The sequence below is a fragment of the uncultured Chloroflexus sp. genome (assembly GCF_937951745.1).
GTDB lineage: Bacteria > Chloroflexota > Chloroflexia > Chloroflexales > Chloroflexaceae > Chloroflexus.
Window position 1 is genome coordinate 1 of record NZ_CALFBQ010000014.1, and the last position, 13,525, is coordinate 13,525.

At 58.8% G+C, this 13,525-nt stretch carries 27 protein-coding genes and 1 pseudogene; all 28 read left to right on the plus strand.

From position 1 onward, the window contains the following. A pseudogene (tuf, locus tag Q1A59_RS04315) lies at nucleotides 1-142 on the plus strand (elongation factor Tu); the annotation flags it as partial. A gap of 61 nt (nucleotides 143-203) precedes the next feature. Continuing rightward, nucleotides 204-512 (plus strand): 30S ribosomal protein S10, encoded by a 309-nt coding sequence (gene rpsJ, locus Q1A59_RS04320; RefSeq protein ID WP_012258230.1) that lies wholly within the window; start codon nucleotides 204-206, stop codon nucleotides 510-512. A gap of 113 nt (nucleotides 513-625) precedes the next feature. Beyond that, nucleotides 626-1,258, plus strand: a complete 633-nt coding sequence (gene rplC / locus Q1A59_RS04325) for a 50S ribosomal protein L3 (RefSeq protein ID WP_298405810.1) — start codon at nucleotides 626-628, stop codon at nucleotides 1,256-1,258. A 12-nt stretch (nucleotides 1,259-1,270) separates the two neighbouring features. Next, nucleotides 1,271-1,939, plus strand: a complete 669-nt coding sequence (rplD, locus tag Q1A59_RS04330; RefSeq protein WP_298405812.1) for a 50S ribosomal protein L4 — start codon at nucleotides 1,271-1,273, stop codon at nucleotides 1,937-1,939. A gap of 3 nt (nucleotides 1,940-1,942) precedes the next feature. Beyond that, entirely contained in the window at nucleotides 1,943-2,227 is a 285-nt protein-coding gene (gene rplW / locus Q1A59_RS04335; RefSeq protein ID WP_298405814.1) for a 50S ribosomal protein L23, read from the plus strand. 76 nt (nucleotides 2,228-2,303) lie between these two features. Beyond that, nucleotides 2,304-3,128 carry a 50S ribosomal protein L2 gene (gene rplB / locus Q1A59_RS04340; RefSeq protein WP_066789233.1) on the plus strand — a complete coding sequence of 275 codons (825 nt, stop codon included), beginning with the start codon at nucleotides 2,304-2,306 and terminating at the stop codon, nucleotides 3,126-3,128. 54 nt (nucleotides 3,129-3,182) lie between these two features. After that, nucleotides 3,183-3,470, plus strand: a complete 288-nt coding sequence (rpsS, locus tag Q1A59_RS04345; protein ID WP_298405817.1) for a 30S ribosomal protein S19 — start codon at nucleotides 3,183-3,185, stop codon at nucleotides 3,468-3,470. Nucleotides 3,471-3,559: 89 nt separating this feature from the next. Then, on the plus strand, nucleotides 3,560-3,901 hold the full coding sequence (gene rplV, locus Q1A59_RS04350) for a 50S ribosomal protein L22 (RefSeq protein ID WP_066789237.1): 342 nt from the start codon (nucleotides 3,560-3,562) through the stop codon (nucleotides 3,899-3,901). Nucleotides 3,902-3,916: 15 nt separating this feature from the next. Next, the gene (rpsC, locus tag Q1A59_RS04355; protein WP_298405820.1) at nucleotides 3,917-4,639 is read left to right on the plus strand and encodes a 30S ribosomal protein S3; all 723 of its coding nucleotides are present in this window, start codon (nucleotides 3,917-3,919) and stop codon (nucleotides 4,637-4,639) included. Further along, on the plus strand, nucleotides 4,626-5,081 hold the full coding sequence (gene rplP, locus Q1A59_RS04360; RefSeq protein ID WP_298405821.1) for a 50S ribosomal protein L16: 456 nt from the start codon (nucleotides 4,626-4,628) through the stop codon (nucleotides 5,079-5,081). Before rpsC ends, rplP begins: the two co-directional genes overlap by 14 nt. Then, entirely contained in the window at nucleotides 5,068-5,274 is a 207-nt protein-coding gene (rpmC, locus tag Q1A59_RS04365) for a 50S ribosomal protein L29 (RefSeq protein ID WP_298405823.1), read from the plus strand. Before rplP ends, rpmC begins: the two co-directional genes overlap by 14 nt. 18 nt (nucleotides 5,275-5,292) lie before the next feature. Beyond that, nucleotides 5,293-5,562 carry a 30S ribosomal protein S17 gene (rpsQ, locus tag Q1A59_RS04370; RefSeq protein ID WP_366144835.1) on the plus strand — a complete coding sequence of 90 codons (270 nt, stop codon included), beginning with the start codon at nucleotides 5,293-5,295 and terminating at the stop codon, nucleotides 5,560-5,562. A 2-nt stretch (nucleotides 5,563-5,564) separates the two neighbouring features. Continuing rightward, entirely contained in the window at nucleotides 5,565-5,933 is a 369-nt protein-coding gene (gene rplN / locus Q1A59_RS04375; RefSeq protein ID WP_012258241.1) for a 50S ribosomal protein L14, read from the plus strand. Then, nucleotides 5,933-6,265, plus strand: a complete 333-nt coding sequence (gene rplX / locus Q1A59_RS04380) for a 50S ribosomal protein L24 (protein WP_066789248.1) — start codon at nucleotides 5,933-5,935, stop codon at nucleotides 6,263-6,265. The genes rplN and rplX overlap by 1 nt, the downstream gene beginning before the upstream one ends. 56 nt (nucleotides 6,266-6,321) lie before the next feature. Next, the gene (rplE, locus tag Q1A59_RS04385) at nucleotides 6,322-6,864 is read left to right on the plus strand and encodes a 50S ribosomal protein L5 (RefSeq protein ID WP_299644043.1); all 543 of its coding nucleotides are present in this window, start codon (nucleotides 6,322-6,324) and stop codon (nucleotides 6,862-6,864) included. Nucleotides 6,865-6,921: 57 nt separating this feature from the next. Beyond that, nucleotides 6,922-7,107: a type Z 30S ribosomal protein S14 gene (locus Q1A59_RS04390; RefSeq protein WP_298405829.1), complete on the plus strand. Its 186-nt coding sequence runs from the start codon at nucleotides 6,922-6,924 to the stop codon at nucleotides 7,105-7,107. A gap of 55 nt (nucleotides 7,108-7,162) precedes the next feature. Next, nucleotides 7,163-7,564 carry a 30S ribosomal protein S8 gene (gene rpsH / locus Q1A59_RS04395; RefSeq protein ID WP_298405831.1) on the plus strand — a complete coding sequence of 134 codons (402 nt, stop codon included), beginning with the start codon at nucleotides 7,163-7,165 and terminating at the stop codon, nucleotides 7,562-7,564. Between the two features lie 18 nt (nucleotides 7,565-7,582). After that, nucleotides 7,583-8,146, plus strand: a complete 564-nt coding sequence (rplF, locus tag Q1A59_RS04400) for a 50S ribosomal protein L6 (RefSeq protein ID WP_298405833.1) — start codon at nucleotides 7,583-7,585, stop codon at nucleotides 8,144-8,146. A 209-nt stretch (nucleotides 8,147-8,355) separates the two neighbouring features. After that, nucleotides 8,356-8,718, plus strand: coding sequence for a 50S ribosomal protein L18 (gene rplR / locus Q1A59_RS04405; RefSeq protein WP_298405834.1), 363 nt, complete (start codon nucleotides 8,356-8,358; stop codon nucleotides 8,716-8,718). Nucleotides 8,719-8,747: 29 nt separating this feature from the next. After that, nucleotides 8,748-9,284 carry a 30S ribosomal protein S5 gene (gene rpsE / locus Q1A59_RS04410; RefSeq protein WP_298405836.1) on the plus strand — a complete coding sequence of 179 codons (537 nt, stop codon included), beginning with the start codon at nucleotides 8,748-8,750 and terminating at the stop codon, nucleotides 9,282-9,284. Further along, nucleotides 9,284-9,481 (plus strand): 50S ribosomal protein L30, encoded by a 198-nt coding sequence (gene rpmD, locus Q1A59_RS04415; protein ID WP_015941720.1) that lies wholly within the window; start codon nucleotides 9,284-9,286, stop codon nucleotides 9,479-9,481. Before rpsE ends, rpmD begins: the two co-directional genes overlap by 1 nt. Beyond that, nucleotides 9,478-9,990: a 50S ribosomal protein L15 gene (gene rplO, locus Q1A59_RS04420; protein ID WP_298405839.1), complete on the plus strand. Its 513-nt coding sequence runs from the start codon at nucleotides 9,478-9,480 to the stop codon at nucleotides 9,988-9,990. Before rpmD ends, rplO begins: the two co-directional genes overlap by 4 nt. Nucleotides 9,991-10,044: 54 nt before the next feature. Beyond that, on the plus strand, nucleotides 10,045-11,397 hold the full coding sequence (secY, locus tag Q1A59_RS04425; protein ID WP_298405840.1) for a preprotein translocase subunit SecY: 1,353 nt from the start codon (nucleotides 10,045-10,047) through the stop codon (nucleotides 11,395-11,397). Between the two features lie 145 nt (nucleotides 11,398-11,542). Next, a complete protein-coding gene (locus Q1A59_RS04430; protein WP_298405842.1) occupies nucleotides 11,543-12,211 on the plus strand; it encodes an adenylate kinase in 669 nt (222 codons plus the stop codon). Nucleotides 12,212-12,223: 12 nt separating this feature from the next. Beyond that, nucleotides 12,224-12,445: a translation initiation factor IF-1 gene (gene infA, locus Q1A59_RS04435; protein WP_012258253.1), complete on the plus strand. Its 222-nt coding sequence runs from the start codon at nucleotides 12,224-12,226 to the stop codon at nucleotides 12,443-12,445. Between the two features lie 47 nt (nucleotides 12,446-12,492). Next, nucleotides 12,493-12,609 carry a 50S ribosomal protein L36 gene (gene rpmJ / locus Q1A59_RS04440; RefSeq protein ID WP_012258254.1) on the plus strand — a complete coding sequence of 39 codons (117 nt, stop codon included), beginning with the start codon at nucleotides 12,493-12,495 and terminating at the stop codon, nucleotides 12,607-12,609. Between the two features lie 94 nt (nucleotides 12,610-12,703). Further along, the gene (gene rpsM, locus Q1A59_RS04445; RefSeq protein WP_066789275.1) at nucleotides 12,704-13,084 is read left to right on the plus strand and encodes a 30S ribosomal protein S13; all 381 of its coding nucleotides are present in this window, start codon (nucleotides 12,704-12,706) and stop codon (nucleotides 13,082-13,084) included. Between the two features lie 19 nt (nucleotides 13,085-13,103). Next, nucleotides 13,104-13,517: a 30S ribosomal protein S11 gene (gene rpsK / locus Q1A59_RS04450; RefSeq protein ID WP_298405850.1), complete on the plus strand. Its 414-nt coding sequence runs from the start codon at nucleotides 13,104-13,106 to the stop codon at nucleotides 13,515-13,517. Nucleotides 13,518-13,525: the final 8 nt, after the last annotated feature.

Here is a 13,525-nt window from a genome sequence, read left to right on the forward strand (position 1 = left end):
GGAGATGGTGATGCCGGGCGATAACGTGGTGATGACGATTGAGCTGATCGTGCCGGTGGCCATCGAAGAGGGCCTCCGCTTCGCAATCCGCGAGGGTGGTCGCACCGTTGGCGCCGGCGTCGTGACCAAGATCCTTGATTAGCAGAATGTGAACCGGAAACGGGGCGTGGTTCTCCCACGTCCCCGTCGATTGGAGAAAAAAGATGGCTAAGCAAAAGGTTCGTATTCGCCTCAAGGCGTATGATCACAAGATCCTTGACCAATCTGCGCGCCAGATCGTCGAGGCAGCCGAGCGTACCGGCGCACTAGTCGCCGGCCCAGTTCCGCTGCCAACCAAGATCGAGCGTTACAGCGTGATCCGGTCAGGGTTCATCGACAAAGACTCGCAGGAGCAGTTTGAGATTCGCACCCACAAACGATTAATCGATGTGCTCGATCCGAGCCAGCAAACGATTAATGCTCTGATGAAGCTCAATCTGCCGGCTGGTGTCGATATTGAGATTAAGCTGTAGAAGAAAAGCAGGCGTTGCGTACCGCTGACGACGGCTTCGTTCTTGGTCAACGGCGGTGACGCGCGCCGGAAAGGCAGCCGCTGCGCGAATGACGCATGCTGCGGAGGTACACTATGATCCACGGATTGTTAGGTCGCAAAATCGGGATGATGCAGTACTTCACTGAGAAGGGCATGGCTATTCCGGTAACGGTGATCTCGGCCGGCCCCTGCATCGTCACCCAGATCCGCACGCCGGAGCGTGATGGCTATAGTGCGGTGCAGCTTGGCTACGAAGAGGTCGAGCCGCGCAAGCTGACTAAGCCGCAGCAGGGCCATCTCAAGGCAGCAGGTGGTGCAATGCTGCGCTACCTGCGCGAATTTAGTGCTGATGACCCATTAGCCCACAAGCCCGGCGAGGTGGTAACGGTTGAACTGTTTAAGCCCGGCCAGAAGGTCGATATTGCCGGCAACTCGAAGGGACGCGGCTTTGCCGGCGTCGTCAAGCGGCACGGCTTCCGCGGCGGCCCCAAGACTCACGGCCAAAGTGACCGCCACCGCGCTCCCGGTTCAATCGGCGCCGGTACCACACCCGGTCGCGTGTGGAAGGGCCAACGCATGGCTGGTCGCATGGGTGGTAAGCGAGTCACGATCCAGAATCTGGAAGTGGTCGAAGTGCTACCCGAACAGAATCTGCTACTGGTGAAGGGCTCCGTTCCCGGCGCCCGCAATGGCCTGCTTCAGATCCGCAAAGCGGTGAAGGGCTAGAGGGGTAAAACGATGCAGGCAACACTCTACAATCAGGCCGGCGAACAGGTAGGCGCCATTGAGGTGAGCGATTATATCTTCGGCATCGAGCCGAATGTGCCGGTGATGCATCAATATGTGGTGATGCAGAACGCGAACGCCCGCCTCGGTACGCACAATACGCGCGGTCGCGGCGAGGTTAAGGGTTCGACCCGCAAGCTCTATCGTCAGAAGGGCACTGGTCGCGCCCGCCAAGGTTCGATCCGCGCGCCGCATCACAAGGGCGGCGGTATCGCTCACGGCCCCCATCCGCGCTCGTATCGCGTCTCGATGCCGCGCAAGATGCGCCGGCTTGGCGTGCGCTCAGCATTGTCGGCTAAGTTTGCCGCCGGCCAGATCCGGTTTGTGGATGCGCTGAGCTTCGAGCAGCCGCGCACCAAGGATTTCATCGCCTTCCTCAAGGCGCACGGCCTCGCCGATACGAAGACGCTGGTCGTGATCGACAGCAAGAGCCCGGCGAATGAGAATCTGCGGCGCTCGGCCAATAATCTGCCGCAGGTGAAGACGCTGCTGGCCCACTACCTCAATGTGCGCGATCTGTTGGTCTATGACCACATCGTCATGCCCAAAGCGGCGGTTGAGGTGGTCGAGAGTTATCTCGGCGAACGCACGCGCGTGGCGGCGCCGGCGCAGGAGGATTAAACCATGCTGACGCCGTATGATATTCTGATCCGCCCGCTGATCACCGAGAAGAATACCAGCTTGATGGAACTCAACAAGTATACGTTTGAGGTCCATCGCGAGGCGACCAAGCCTCAGATCAAGCGCGCGGTTGAGACCATCTTTAATGTGACGGTCACCAAGGTGCATACGATCAATGTGCGCGGGAAGCGCCGCCGGCGCGGTCAATCGGTTGGTTATACCCGCGATTGGAAGAAGGCGATTGTGACGCTGGCCGAAGGTGATCGGATCGAGATCTTCGGCGCATAACGTCGCTGCTGAACAGAAAGCAGTGACCGGTGCCGGTTCGCACTGATGAGCCGGCGCTGCCAGAGGGAGACAACGTATGGGAGTTCGCATTTACAAGCCAACCTCGGCCGGTCGCCGCAATATGTCGGTTTCGACCTTCGAGGAGATTACCAAGAAGCGGCCAGAGCCGGGCTTGATCGAGCCATTGCGCAAGAAGGCCGGCCGCAATAATCAGGGCCGCATTACCGTGCGCCATCGCGGCGGCGGTCATAAGCGGTTTTATCGCATTATCGACTTTAAGCGGAATAAGTTCGGCATTCCGGCCAAGGTGCAGGCGATTGAGTACGATCCCAACCGCAGCGCCCGGATTGCCCTATTGGCCTACGCTGATGGTGAGAAGCGCTACATTATTGCGCCGCTCGGCCTTAAGGTTGGCGATACGGTGATGAGTGGCCCTGATGCCGAAATTCGCGTTGGTAACGCCCTACCTATCAGCGCTATTCCGCTCGGTACCCAGATCCACAATATCGAGCTGGAGATTGGGCGCGGTGGCGTGTTGGTGCGCTCGGCTGGTACAGCCGCCCAGTTGATGGCCAAAGAGGGTGATTACGCCACTGTCCGTATGCCCTCTGGTGAGATGCGCATGATCCACGTGCGGTGTATGGCCACCATTGGGCAAGTGGGCAATGTCGATCATCAGAACATTCGGATTGGCAAGGCCGGACGCTCGCGCTGGCTCGGCCGCCGGCCACGCGTGCGTGGAGCGGCGATGAACCCCCGCGACCATCCTCACGGCGGTGGCGAGGGTCGCGCTCCGCGTGGCATGAGCACGCCGAAGACAAAGTGGGGCAAGCCGGCTCGTGGCGTCAAGACCCGCCACAATCCGCGCTTCGATCGCTTTATTGTCCGCCGGCGCAAGTAAGGTTGCTCTGCCGGGTGGTAACCGTAGCCGCCCGGCACCCTATGAGGAGGAACTATGTCCCGCTCGTCGAAGAAGGGGCCATACGTCGATATTCGATTGCTCGATAAGATTGAGGCGATGAATAAGGCCAATGAGAAGCGGGTGATCCGCACATGGTCGCGCGACTCGACCATCTTCCCGCAGATGATTGGCCACACTATCGCCGTCCATGATGGCCGCCGCCACGTGCCCGTCTACATTACTGAAAACATGGTCGGGCACAAGCTGGGTGAGTTTGCACCGACTCGCTTTTTCCGCGGCCACGGCGGCAAGAAGGCCGATAAGCGCGGGAAAGTCAAGTAGCTCCCGCTTAAGTCCGATGGCATCAGACCAGAAACGTGGTAGAATAGCACGCTTGTGGAGATGCGTCGGGTAGCGATACGAGAAGAGCAATGGAAGCAAAAGCTGTGACCCGCTATGTGCGAATCTCGCCGCTGAAGGTTCGCCTCGTGATGGATGTTGTGCGCGGCATGCCGGTTGACCGTGCATTGGCCACGTTGCGCTATATGCCGCAAAAGGCGGCTCGCGAGGTGGCCCGCACCCTCAAGTCGGCAATCGCGAACGCCGAGCACAACTTTGAGATGGATCGCGAAGAGCTGTACATTAAGACCATTTACGCCGATCAAGGCCCGGTCTTGAAACGGTTTATGCCGCGGGCGCGCGGTATGGCGAATCGCATCCGCAAACCAACCACCCATATCACGGTGGTGGTGGCCGATAAGTCGGAGTACTAGTAGAGGGAGGCTCGCTTGGGGCGCAAAGTACATCCGATCGGCTTCCGGCTCGGGTATATCAAGGACTGGCAATCGAAGTGGTTCGCCAATGGCGAAGAGTACACTCGCCAGCTTCATGAAGATATCGAGCTGCGCAAGCTGATCAGCAAGGAATTGCAGAGCGCAGGCGTGTCGCGGATCGAGATCGAACGCTCAGCCAATAAGATCGAGATTTCGGTCTATACGGCCAAGCCCGGGATCGTGATCGGCAAACGCGGCACGAATGTCGATACGCTGAAGAGCACGCTAGAGCGCAAAACGGGCAAGAAGATAAAGCTGAATATCAAAGAGATTAATCAGCCCGAACTTGATGCCCAGTTGGTAGCCGAGAGCATCGGCGAGCAGATTACCAAGCGTGTCAGTTACAAACGCGCAATGAAGCAGGCCGTCCAGCGCGCTATGCGGCTGGGGGCGCAAGGTGTCAAGGTGCGCTGCTCGGGCCGTCTGGGCGGCGCCGAAATGTCGCGCGTCCACGAAGAAGCTGAGGGCCGCGTACCACGCCATACGCTTCGCGCTGATATCGATTATGCGCAGGTGCATGCCCACACGACCTACGGCCGCATCGGCGTGAAGGTCTGGATCTATAAGGGAGAGGTCTTCCCGAACCAGACCACGAAGGCGCAGGTCGAACAGCCGGCGGCGCCCGCACCCGAACGGCGTGAACGCCAGCCGAGGAGGAATAGCAATGCTTCTGCCTAAGCGCACGAAGTACCGCAAAATGCAAAAAGGGCGCAGCCCCGGCCTTTCGTACCGCGGCAATAATGTCGTGTTTGGCGAGTATGGCCTGATGGCGCTCGAACCGAGCTGGATCTCCAGTCGTCAGATTGAGGCTGCCCGCCGTGCCATCACCAATTATGTGAAGCGTGGCGGTAAGGTTTGGATCCGGATTTTTCCGGATAAACCCGTTACTCGCAAGCCCGCTGAGACTCGTATGGGTGGCGGTAAGGGTTCGGTTGACCACTGGGTGGCGGTAGTTAAGCCCGGCCGGATTATGTTCGAGTTGGGCGGAGTTCGTGAAGAGGTCGCCCACGAGGCCTTGCGCCGCGCAGCGCAAAAGCTGCCGGTAAAGTGCAAGGTCATCGACCGCGAAGAGCAGGGCACGATGGCTACGGCTGAGGAGGTGAGCAGTGAAAACGAATGAGCTGCGCGCCCTCGATGATGCCCAACTGCGCGCGAAGCTGGCTGAGTATAAGGTTGAGCTGTTTAATCTGCGCTTCCAAAAGGCGACCGGCAGCTTGACTAATACCGCTCGGCCGCGTCAGGTTAAGAAGGAGATTGCGCGCATCCTGACCATCCTGCGCGAGCGCGAGTTAGCGCAGGCTGAGCTCGGCTAACGGATTATGGAGCAGATCATGATGACCGCAGAACAGAAGCGCAAAACGACAAAGCTTGGCCGCGTCGTCAGTGATAAAATGGACAAGACGGTAGTAGTGGCGGTGGATTATCTCAAGCCCCATCCGCTCTACCGCAAGATTATTCGGCGGACGAAGAAGTTTCACGCCCACGATGAGGAGAACAACTGCAAAGTGGGTGATGTCGTGCGGATCGAAGAGACTCGCCCGCTGAGCCGCACGAAGCGCTGGCGGGTAGTCGAAATCGTCAAGCGTGGCGAGGAGGAGTAGCCATGATCCAGCCTCAAACACGGCTAAAGGTCGCCGATAATACCGGGGCCAAAGAGATCATGTGCATCCGGGTCCTCGGTGGTTCGCGGGTGCGCTATGGCCGGGTCGGTGACATCATTGTCGCATCGGTAAAGGTGGCTACGCCCGGCGGTCAGGTCAAAAAGGGTGATGTGGTCAAAGCGGTGATTATCCGCACGGCCAAAGAGTATGGCCGGCCCGACGGTTCACACATCCGCTTTGATGATAACGCGGCGGTGCTGATTGGGAAAGAGAATAACCCGCGTGGCACCCGTATCTTTGGCCCGGTGGCCCGTGAGTTGCGCGAGAAGCAGTTTATGCGGATCGTGTCGCTCGCCCCGGAGGTGCTGTGATGCATGTGAAGACTGGTGATGAAGTATTGGTGATCGCCGGCAAAGATAAGGGGCGCCGCGGCAAGATTAAGCGTGCGCTGCCGGCAGTCAACCGGGTGGTGGTGGAAGGGCTAAATATCGTTAAGCGCCACCAGAAGCCGCGCGGCCCCGGTCGCGCCGGCGGGATTATCGAGATGGAAGCGCCACTGCACGCTTCAAATGTGATGCTGATCTGCCCGAGCTGCGGGCGGGCCTCACGCACCGGCAAGCGATTCCTTGAAGAGACCGATCATAAAGGCCGTCCGCGCAAGGTGCGCTATTGCAAGGCCTGTGACGCCATTATCGATAAGTAGTCTATTTCAGGGCCGGCGCAGCTTAAGACTGACGCCAAGCCCCTGGAGAAAGAGCTATGACCGTTCGATTGCGTGAAAAGTATCAGAACGAGGTCGTCCCGGCATTGATGGAGGAGTTTAAGTTCAAGTCCATCATGCAGGTGCCGCGCCTTGTCAAAATTGTGGTTAATGTTGGCGTCGGCGAGGCGGTGCAGAATGCCAAGGCGATCGAGGCCGCCATGAATGATCTGGCGACGATCACTGGCCAAAAGCCAGTGGTAACGCGGGCCAAGAAGTCGGTGGCGTCGTTTAAGCTGCGCGCCGGGATGCCGATCGGCGCGATGGTAACGCTGCGCGGCGATCGGATGTACGATTTTCTCGACCGGCTCTGCTCGCTGGCGCTGCCGCGCATCCGCGACTTTCGCGGTGTGAGCCGCAGTTCGTTCGATGGCCGCGGCAACTATAGCCTTGGTCTGCGCGAGCAGATCGTCTTCCCAGACATCGACTACGACAAGATCGATAAGATTCGTGGATTAGAGGTGGCGATTGTCACCAGCGCGCCGAATGATGAGCAAGCCTATTCGCTGCTCAAGCGGCTCGGTATGCCATTTCGTGATTAGTTTGAACTAAGAGCGCGCAGTGCGCTGACTGGTTCAACGCTTTGAGGAGGTATTCCGTTGGCTAAGAAGTCGTTGATCGTGAAGGCTCAGCGGCCACCGAAGTTTCGGGTGCGCGCCTATAATCGCTGCAAGATCTGCGGCCGGTCGCGAGCCTACATTCGCAAGTTCGGGATGTGCCGTATCTGCTTCCGCGAGCATGCGTTGAAGGGCCTCATTCCGGGCGTCGTCAAGTCGAGCTGGTGAGTGCTGTGCGGCAATCAGAAACGTTATTGACGCCCGACTTGTGAGGAGGCATACCGTGAGTGTGAATGATCCTATCGGCGATATGCTGACACGCATCCGCAATGCGTGCATGGCCCGCCATACAACGGTGACGATGCCGGCATCGAAGATGAAGATTGCGATTGCCGACATTTTGAAGCGAGAAGGTTTTATTCGGGATTACACGGTGATCGATGATGGCAAGCCGTACAAGACCATCTCGATTACACTGAAGTATATGTCCGACCGCCGGCCAGCGATTACCGGTCTGCGCCGGGTGAGTAAGCCGGGGCTGCGCATCTATACCAAGCGCGATGACATTCCGCGGGTGCGCGGCGGCCTCGGGCTGAGCATTCTCTCAACGCCGAAGGGTGTGCTCGCTGACCACGAGGCTTGGCGCGAGCGCGTCGGTGGCGAAGTGCTCTGCTACGTTTGGTAACGCGCACGGAGGAGTATCATGTCGCGAATTGGCAAACGACCGATTACCGTGCCGAAGGGCGTTCAGGTTACCATCGGCGAGCAGAACCTCGTGACGGTGAAAGGCCCGAAAGGTACCCTGACCCAACAGTTGCACCCCGATATGCTGATTAAGCAAGAGGGGGATGTGATTACCGTCCAACGCCCTTCGGACGGGAAGTTGCACCGGGCGCTGCATGGCCTGACGCGTACCCTGCTCAATAATATGATTATAGGGGTGACGCAGGGCTGGCAGCGGGCGTTAGAAATCAATGGCGTCGGCTACCGTGCCCAGCTTGAGGGCAAGACGCTGGTGCTCAACCTAGGCTTTTCCCATCAGGTGCGCCTCGATCCGCCGCCAAACATTAGCTATATCGTCGGTGAGCGCAAGTCGGCCAACGACCCGCTGGCGCTGACGGTGGTCGGGATCGATAAGCAACAGGTGGGTGAAGAGGCAGCGCGCATTCGCAGCCTGCGCCCGCCGGAGCCGTATAAAGGCAAGGGCATCAAGTACGTCGAAGAGAAGATCCGCCGCAAGGCTGGCAAGGCTGGCAAGGCGAAGTAGTTCGCTGAAAACGCGGCTAGCGGCAGACGCGGTAGCGATAGGATAGACAATATTGATGAGCGATGCTTGCCCCCGTCTGAGGCATCTCGCCCCGCTCTATCCAGTCGGAGAAGGGCGGATGCAGGGGCTACAACGCAACTGTTCTATCGTCATTGAATCAAGCGAGCGACGGGGGATAGAATCTCCGTTGCGGCAGTATTGAGGATAGTATGGGAAAACGAACACCACGTGAACTCCGGCTTCGCCGGCACAATCGCATCCGCAAGCGCGTGTCGGGCACGCCAGAACGGCCGCGGCTGAATGTGTTCCGCAGCCATGCCCACATCTACGCGCAGGTGATTGATGATACCGTCGGCCATACGCTGGTTGCCGCTTCCACCATAGAAAAGGGCTGGAACGGCAATCCGGAAATGACCAAGACGCAGGAAGCGGCGCTGGTCGGCAAGTTGATTGCCGAACGAGCGTTGCAGGCCGGGATTACGAAGGTGGTCTTCGATCGCGGCGGCTATAAGTATCACGGACGGGTGAAAGCGCTGGCCGAAGCGGCCCGCGAAGCTGGTCTGAACTTCTAGTTGCCCAAGGGCAGCGTAGCGGAGGAACTGTGAAACGAGAACGTATCAACCCCGACACGCTGGAGCTCGAGGAGCGAGTCGTCCAGATCAACCGCGTGTCAAAGGTCGTGAAGGGCGGCCGCCGCTTCAGCTTCAGCACGGTCGTTGTGGTCGGTGATGGCAAAGGCCACGTTGGCATTGGCATGGGTAAAGCGGCAGAAGTGCCGGATGCGATTCGCAAGGGGGCCGAAGCAGCCAAGCGTAATCTGATCCGCGTACCGCTGGTGCATTCGACCGTCCCCCATGAGGTCGTGACGAAGTATGCTGCCACTAAGGTGATGCTTCGCCCGGCAGCCCCCGGTACCGGCGTCATCGCCGGTCGCGGCGTGCGCCCGGTAGTTGAGGCGGCTGGTATTAAAGACCTGCTTTCGAAGGTCTATGGCAGCAATAACCCGGTGAATGTTGTGAAGGCAACATTCAAGGCGCTGAGCGAAATGACCTCGCTACCAGAGATGGCACGCCGGCGCGACATGACGACGCAAGAGCTGATGGAACGCCGGACGCGGCGCGAAACGGAGGCGGCGTGATGGGTAAGCTGCGCGTAACGTATGTCAAGAGCGCAATTGGCTATGCGCGCGACCAGAAAGAGACGCTGGCCGCGCTGGGCTTGCGCCGCTTGAATCAGAGTGTGCTCAAACCCGATAATCCATCGGTGCGCGGGATGCTGTTTAAGATTCAGCACCTCGTGAAGGTGGAAGAGGTTGAGGACGAGGTGCAGGCATGAAACTTCACGATTTGCGCCCCGCCGAGGGTTCGCGCCGCAAGAGCAAGCGCATCGGTCGCGGCCACGGCTCGGGCAAAGGTAAGACCGGCGGTAAGGGTATGATGGGCCAGAAGGCTCGTAGTGGGCCCGGTCCTTACCGCACATTTGAGGGCGGCCAGAACCGGCTGGTGAAGCGCATGCCATTCAAGCGCGGCTTCACTAACAAGTTCCGCGTTGAGTATGAAGTGGTGAATATTGGCAGCCTTGCTGATTGGCCGGTTGAGCTGGAAGTGACGCCGGAGTCGCTATTGCATCGCCGGCTGGTGCGCCGCAAGAAGATGCCGATCAAGATTCTCGGTGACGGCGAATTGAGCCAGCCGTTGGTGATCAAGGCGCATAAATTTTCGGCCAGCGCCCGCCAGAAGATCGAGGCTGCCGGCGGAAAGGCGATCGATCTGACGTGGGTCATCGAGCGCCCCTCACGCTCGCGCGGGCCCAATCCGAGCATGCGCAAAGCTCTCCAATCGTAATCGGTCAGCGCGGCGAGAACCTTGTCGTTCTCGCCGCCCACAGGAAGCATCACCATGCTGCAGGCTGTACTTCGCGCTATTCAGTTGCCTGATCTCCGGCGCCGCATCCTCTTTACAATTGGGATGCTGTTTCTGTTTCGCCTGATCGCGCATATTCCGGTGCCCAACATCAACCCGGTAACGCTCGAGCAGTTACGGCAGGCGCTGGCAACCAACCAACTAGCCCAGTTGCTCAATCTGTTTGCCGGCGGCGCGCTAGAAAACTTTTCCGTGGCGGCAATGGGAGTGTACCCGTATATCACCGCCCAAATTATCATGCAGTTGCTGCAACCGCTAATTCCCGCGCTGCAAGAATTGCAGAAAGAGGGCGAACAGGGCCGCCTGCGCCTCAACCGCTACCAGTTGTGGCTGACCATTCCGCTAGCGTACCTGCAAGCCTACGGCCAAACGCTGACCCTTGAGCGCACGATTAACCCGAACAATGATCCGATTCAGTCATTGTTCCGGACCCCGTTTGATTTAGGGGCGAATTTCTTGCCGACGTTCACCGTGCTTACCACGATGGTCGCCGGCACGATGTTGCTGATTTGGCTCGGTGAACAGATCAACGAACGTGGGATCGGCAACGGTATTTCGATTATCATCTTCGGCGGCATTGTTTCGCGATTGCCCGGCTTGATCATTCAGGGCTTCCAGATCAGCCAAGCCGGTGATTTCAGCACTATTCTTGGCCTGATCGGCTTTATTGCCATTGCCCTGCTGACGATCGTCGGTATTGTGTTGATCCAAGAAGGCCAGCGCCGTATTCGGGTGCAATATGCGCGGCGGGTGCGCGGGAACAAAGTCTATGGCGGCCAGAGCAGCTTCATTCCGCTGAAGGTGAATTCGGCCGGCATGATCCCGTTGATCTTCGCGCAAAGCATTATTATCTTCCCCGGCATCGTCGCGTCGTGGTTCTACCGGCCCGGCGCTGAAGGGATCGGGAATGCGATCGCTGGCTTCTTCTACAACACGTTCAATCCAACCGGGCAAGGTGGCGGGATCGTCTACATGACGCTCCTCTTCTTATTGACGGTTGGGTTTACCTATTTCTACACAGTGGTAATCTTCGCCCAGCAAGATCTCGCCGAGAACTTGCAGCGCAATGGTGGGTTCATCCCCGGCATTCGCCCCGGCAAGAAGACGGAGGAGTATCTGATGAAGGTACTTAACCGGATCACCCTCGCCGGCGCGCTCTTCCTTGGCTTGATCGCAGTGTTGCCCTTCCTTACCCAGTCAATTACTGGTGTGCAAATTGGGCTAGGTAGCACTGCGCTGCTGATTGTGGTCGGTGTGGCAGTCGATACCATGCGCCAGCTTGAGGCGCAGTTGATTATGCGCGACTACGAGGGTTTTTTGACCCGGTAGGCGTTGCACACGAACGGCAAAAAGTGTAGTACAATACAAGTCGTTGCTCGCCGGCATGCCGGTTGGGCAGCGTCTTTGTGAGACAGGCAGACGGTCATACCGTGCAGCGTCCTGTACGGTTCTGAAAATGAGCGAGCGCCGAGTCATGACCAACGTTATCTTGTTAGGACCGCCGGGGGCCGGCAAAGGCACACAGGCAAAAACCCTCGCTGATCGGACTGGTTTGACCCATGTCGCCAGCGGCGATCTCTTTCGCGCCGCGTTGCGTGAAGGAACCGAATTGGGCATGCTGGCAAAGTCCTATATGGATCGCGGTGAATTGGTACCAGATGAGGTTGTGATTCGGATGATTCTCGAGCGCATCCGGCAGCCGGATTGCGCCTCCGGTGTCATCTTCGACGGTTTCCCGCGGACCCAAGATCAAGCGCGGGCGCTCGAAGAAGCGCTCGTGGGTGACGGTGCTCGCATCGACGCCGTGCTCTTTTTGGCCGTGCCACAAGACGTGCTGCTGCGCCGAATTGCCGGTCGGCAGACGTGCCGCACTTGCGGCGCCATCTTCAACATCTATTATTTTCCGTCGCACCGACCGGGTATCTGCGACGCCTGCGGCGGCAAACTCTATCAACGGAGCGATGATTCGATCGAGACGGCGCAGCACCGGCTGGATGTCTACTTCGCCCAAACAATGCCGCTGATTGAGTATTATCAGCGACAGGGCATCCTGCATGAGATCGATGGTCAACGTGAGATCGCGCTCGTGACAGAGGCAATGCTGAAAGCGCTGAGCCCGTATCTGGCGCCGGCGCAGCCGTAGGTTAGGAGGGATATGTCGAAGAAGAAGGACGTGATCGAGATGGAGGGCACGATCACCGAGCCATTGCCCAATGCAATGTTCCGGGTGCAGCTCGATAACGGGCATGAAGTGCTCGCTCACATCTCGGGCAAGATGCGGATGAATTACATCCGGATCTTGAAGGGTGACCGGGTGCTGGTCGAGCTGTCGCCGTATGACCTGACCCGGGGACGCATTACGTATCGCTATAAGTAGGGGGCGCGACGCAGCACGGCGGCGTCCGCCGCCGCAAGGAGGCTGAAATGAAAGTGCGAGCGTCGGTAAAGCCGCGCTGCGAGTATTGCAAGGTGATTAAGCGCAAGGGCGTGATCCGGGTGATCTGCTCACGCACACCGAAGCATAAACAGCGGCAAGGATAACGGTAGGCAATATCCGCCCGCTCTGACGGGCCGAGAAGACGCTCCGCCAGCCGCATTCGGTTGGCGGAACCTATCAGTAGCGAAGAGGACAGGCATGGCACGTATCGCCGGGGTTGATATTCCCCGCAACAAAAAGATCGAGATTGCGATCACCTACATCTATGGGATCGGACGCTCGAATGGCATGGACATTCTGCGCAAGGCGAATGTAAATCCCGAGCGCCGAGTACGTGATCTAACCGAGGAAGAGGTTGGCCGGATTCGCGAGATTGTCGATCGCGAGTATCGGGTCGAGGGTGATTTGCGCCGCGAGGTGCAGTTGAATATCAAGCGCCTGATGGATATTGGTTGTTACCGTGGGCTGCGCCACCGCCGCGGTATGCCGGTGCGTGGCCAGCGCACGCGCACCAATGCCCGCACTCGCCGCGGGCGGCGCGGTCAGGCGATCGGTATCAAGAAGAAGACCAAGAAGTAGTTGTAATAAGGAGTGAGGCATGCCCGCCAAGGGAAAAGCGACCACGACGACGGCACGCCAGCGTGGCAAGCGCCGCGAACGCAAGAATGTGCCGCGGGGTCAGGCGCATATTCAGAGCACGTTTAATAATACGATCGTGACGATTACCGATCCACAGGGCGCCGTGATATGTTGGGCAAGCGCCGGCCAGAGCGGTTTCAAAGGCTCGCGCAAGAGCACCCCCTACGCTGCGCAGGTGGCTGCCGAGAACGCCGCCCGTAAGGCGATGGAAAATGGCATGCGGTCGGTTGAGGTGTTTGTGAAGGGTCCCGGCGCTGGCCGCGAGGCCGCGATCCGGTCGTTGCAGGCCGCCGGTTTGCAGATCACGGCGATTACCGATGTGACGCCAATTCCGCACAACGGCTGCCGCCCGCCCAAGCGCCGCCGCGTGTAAGCGCAACC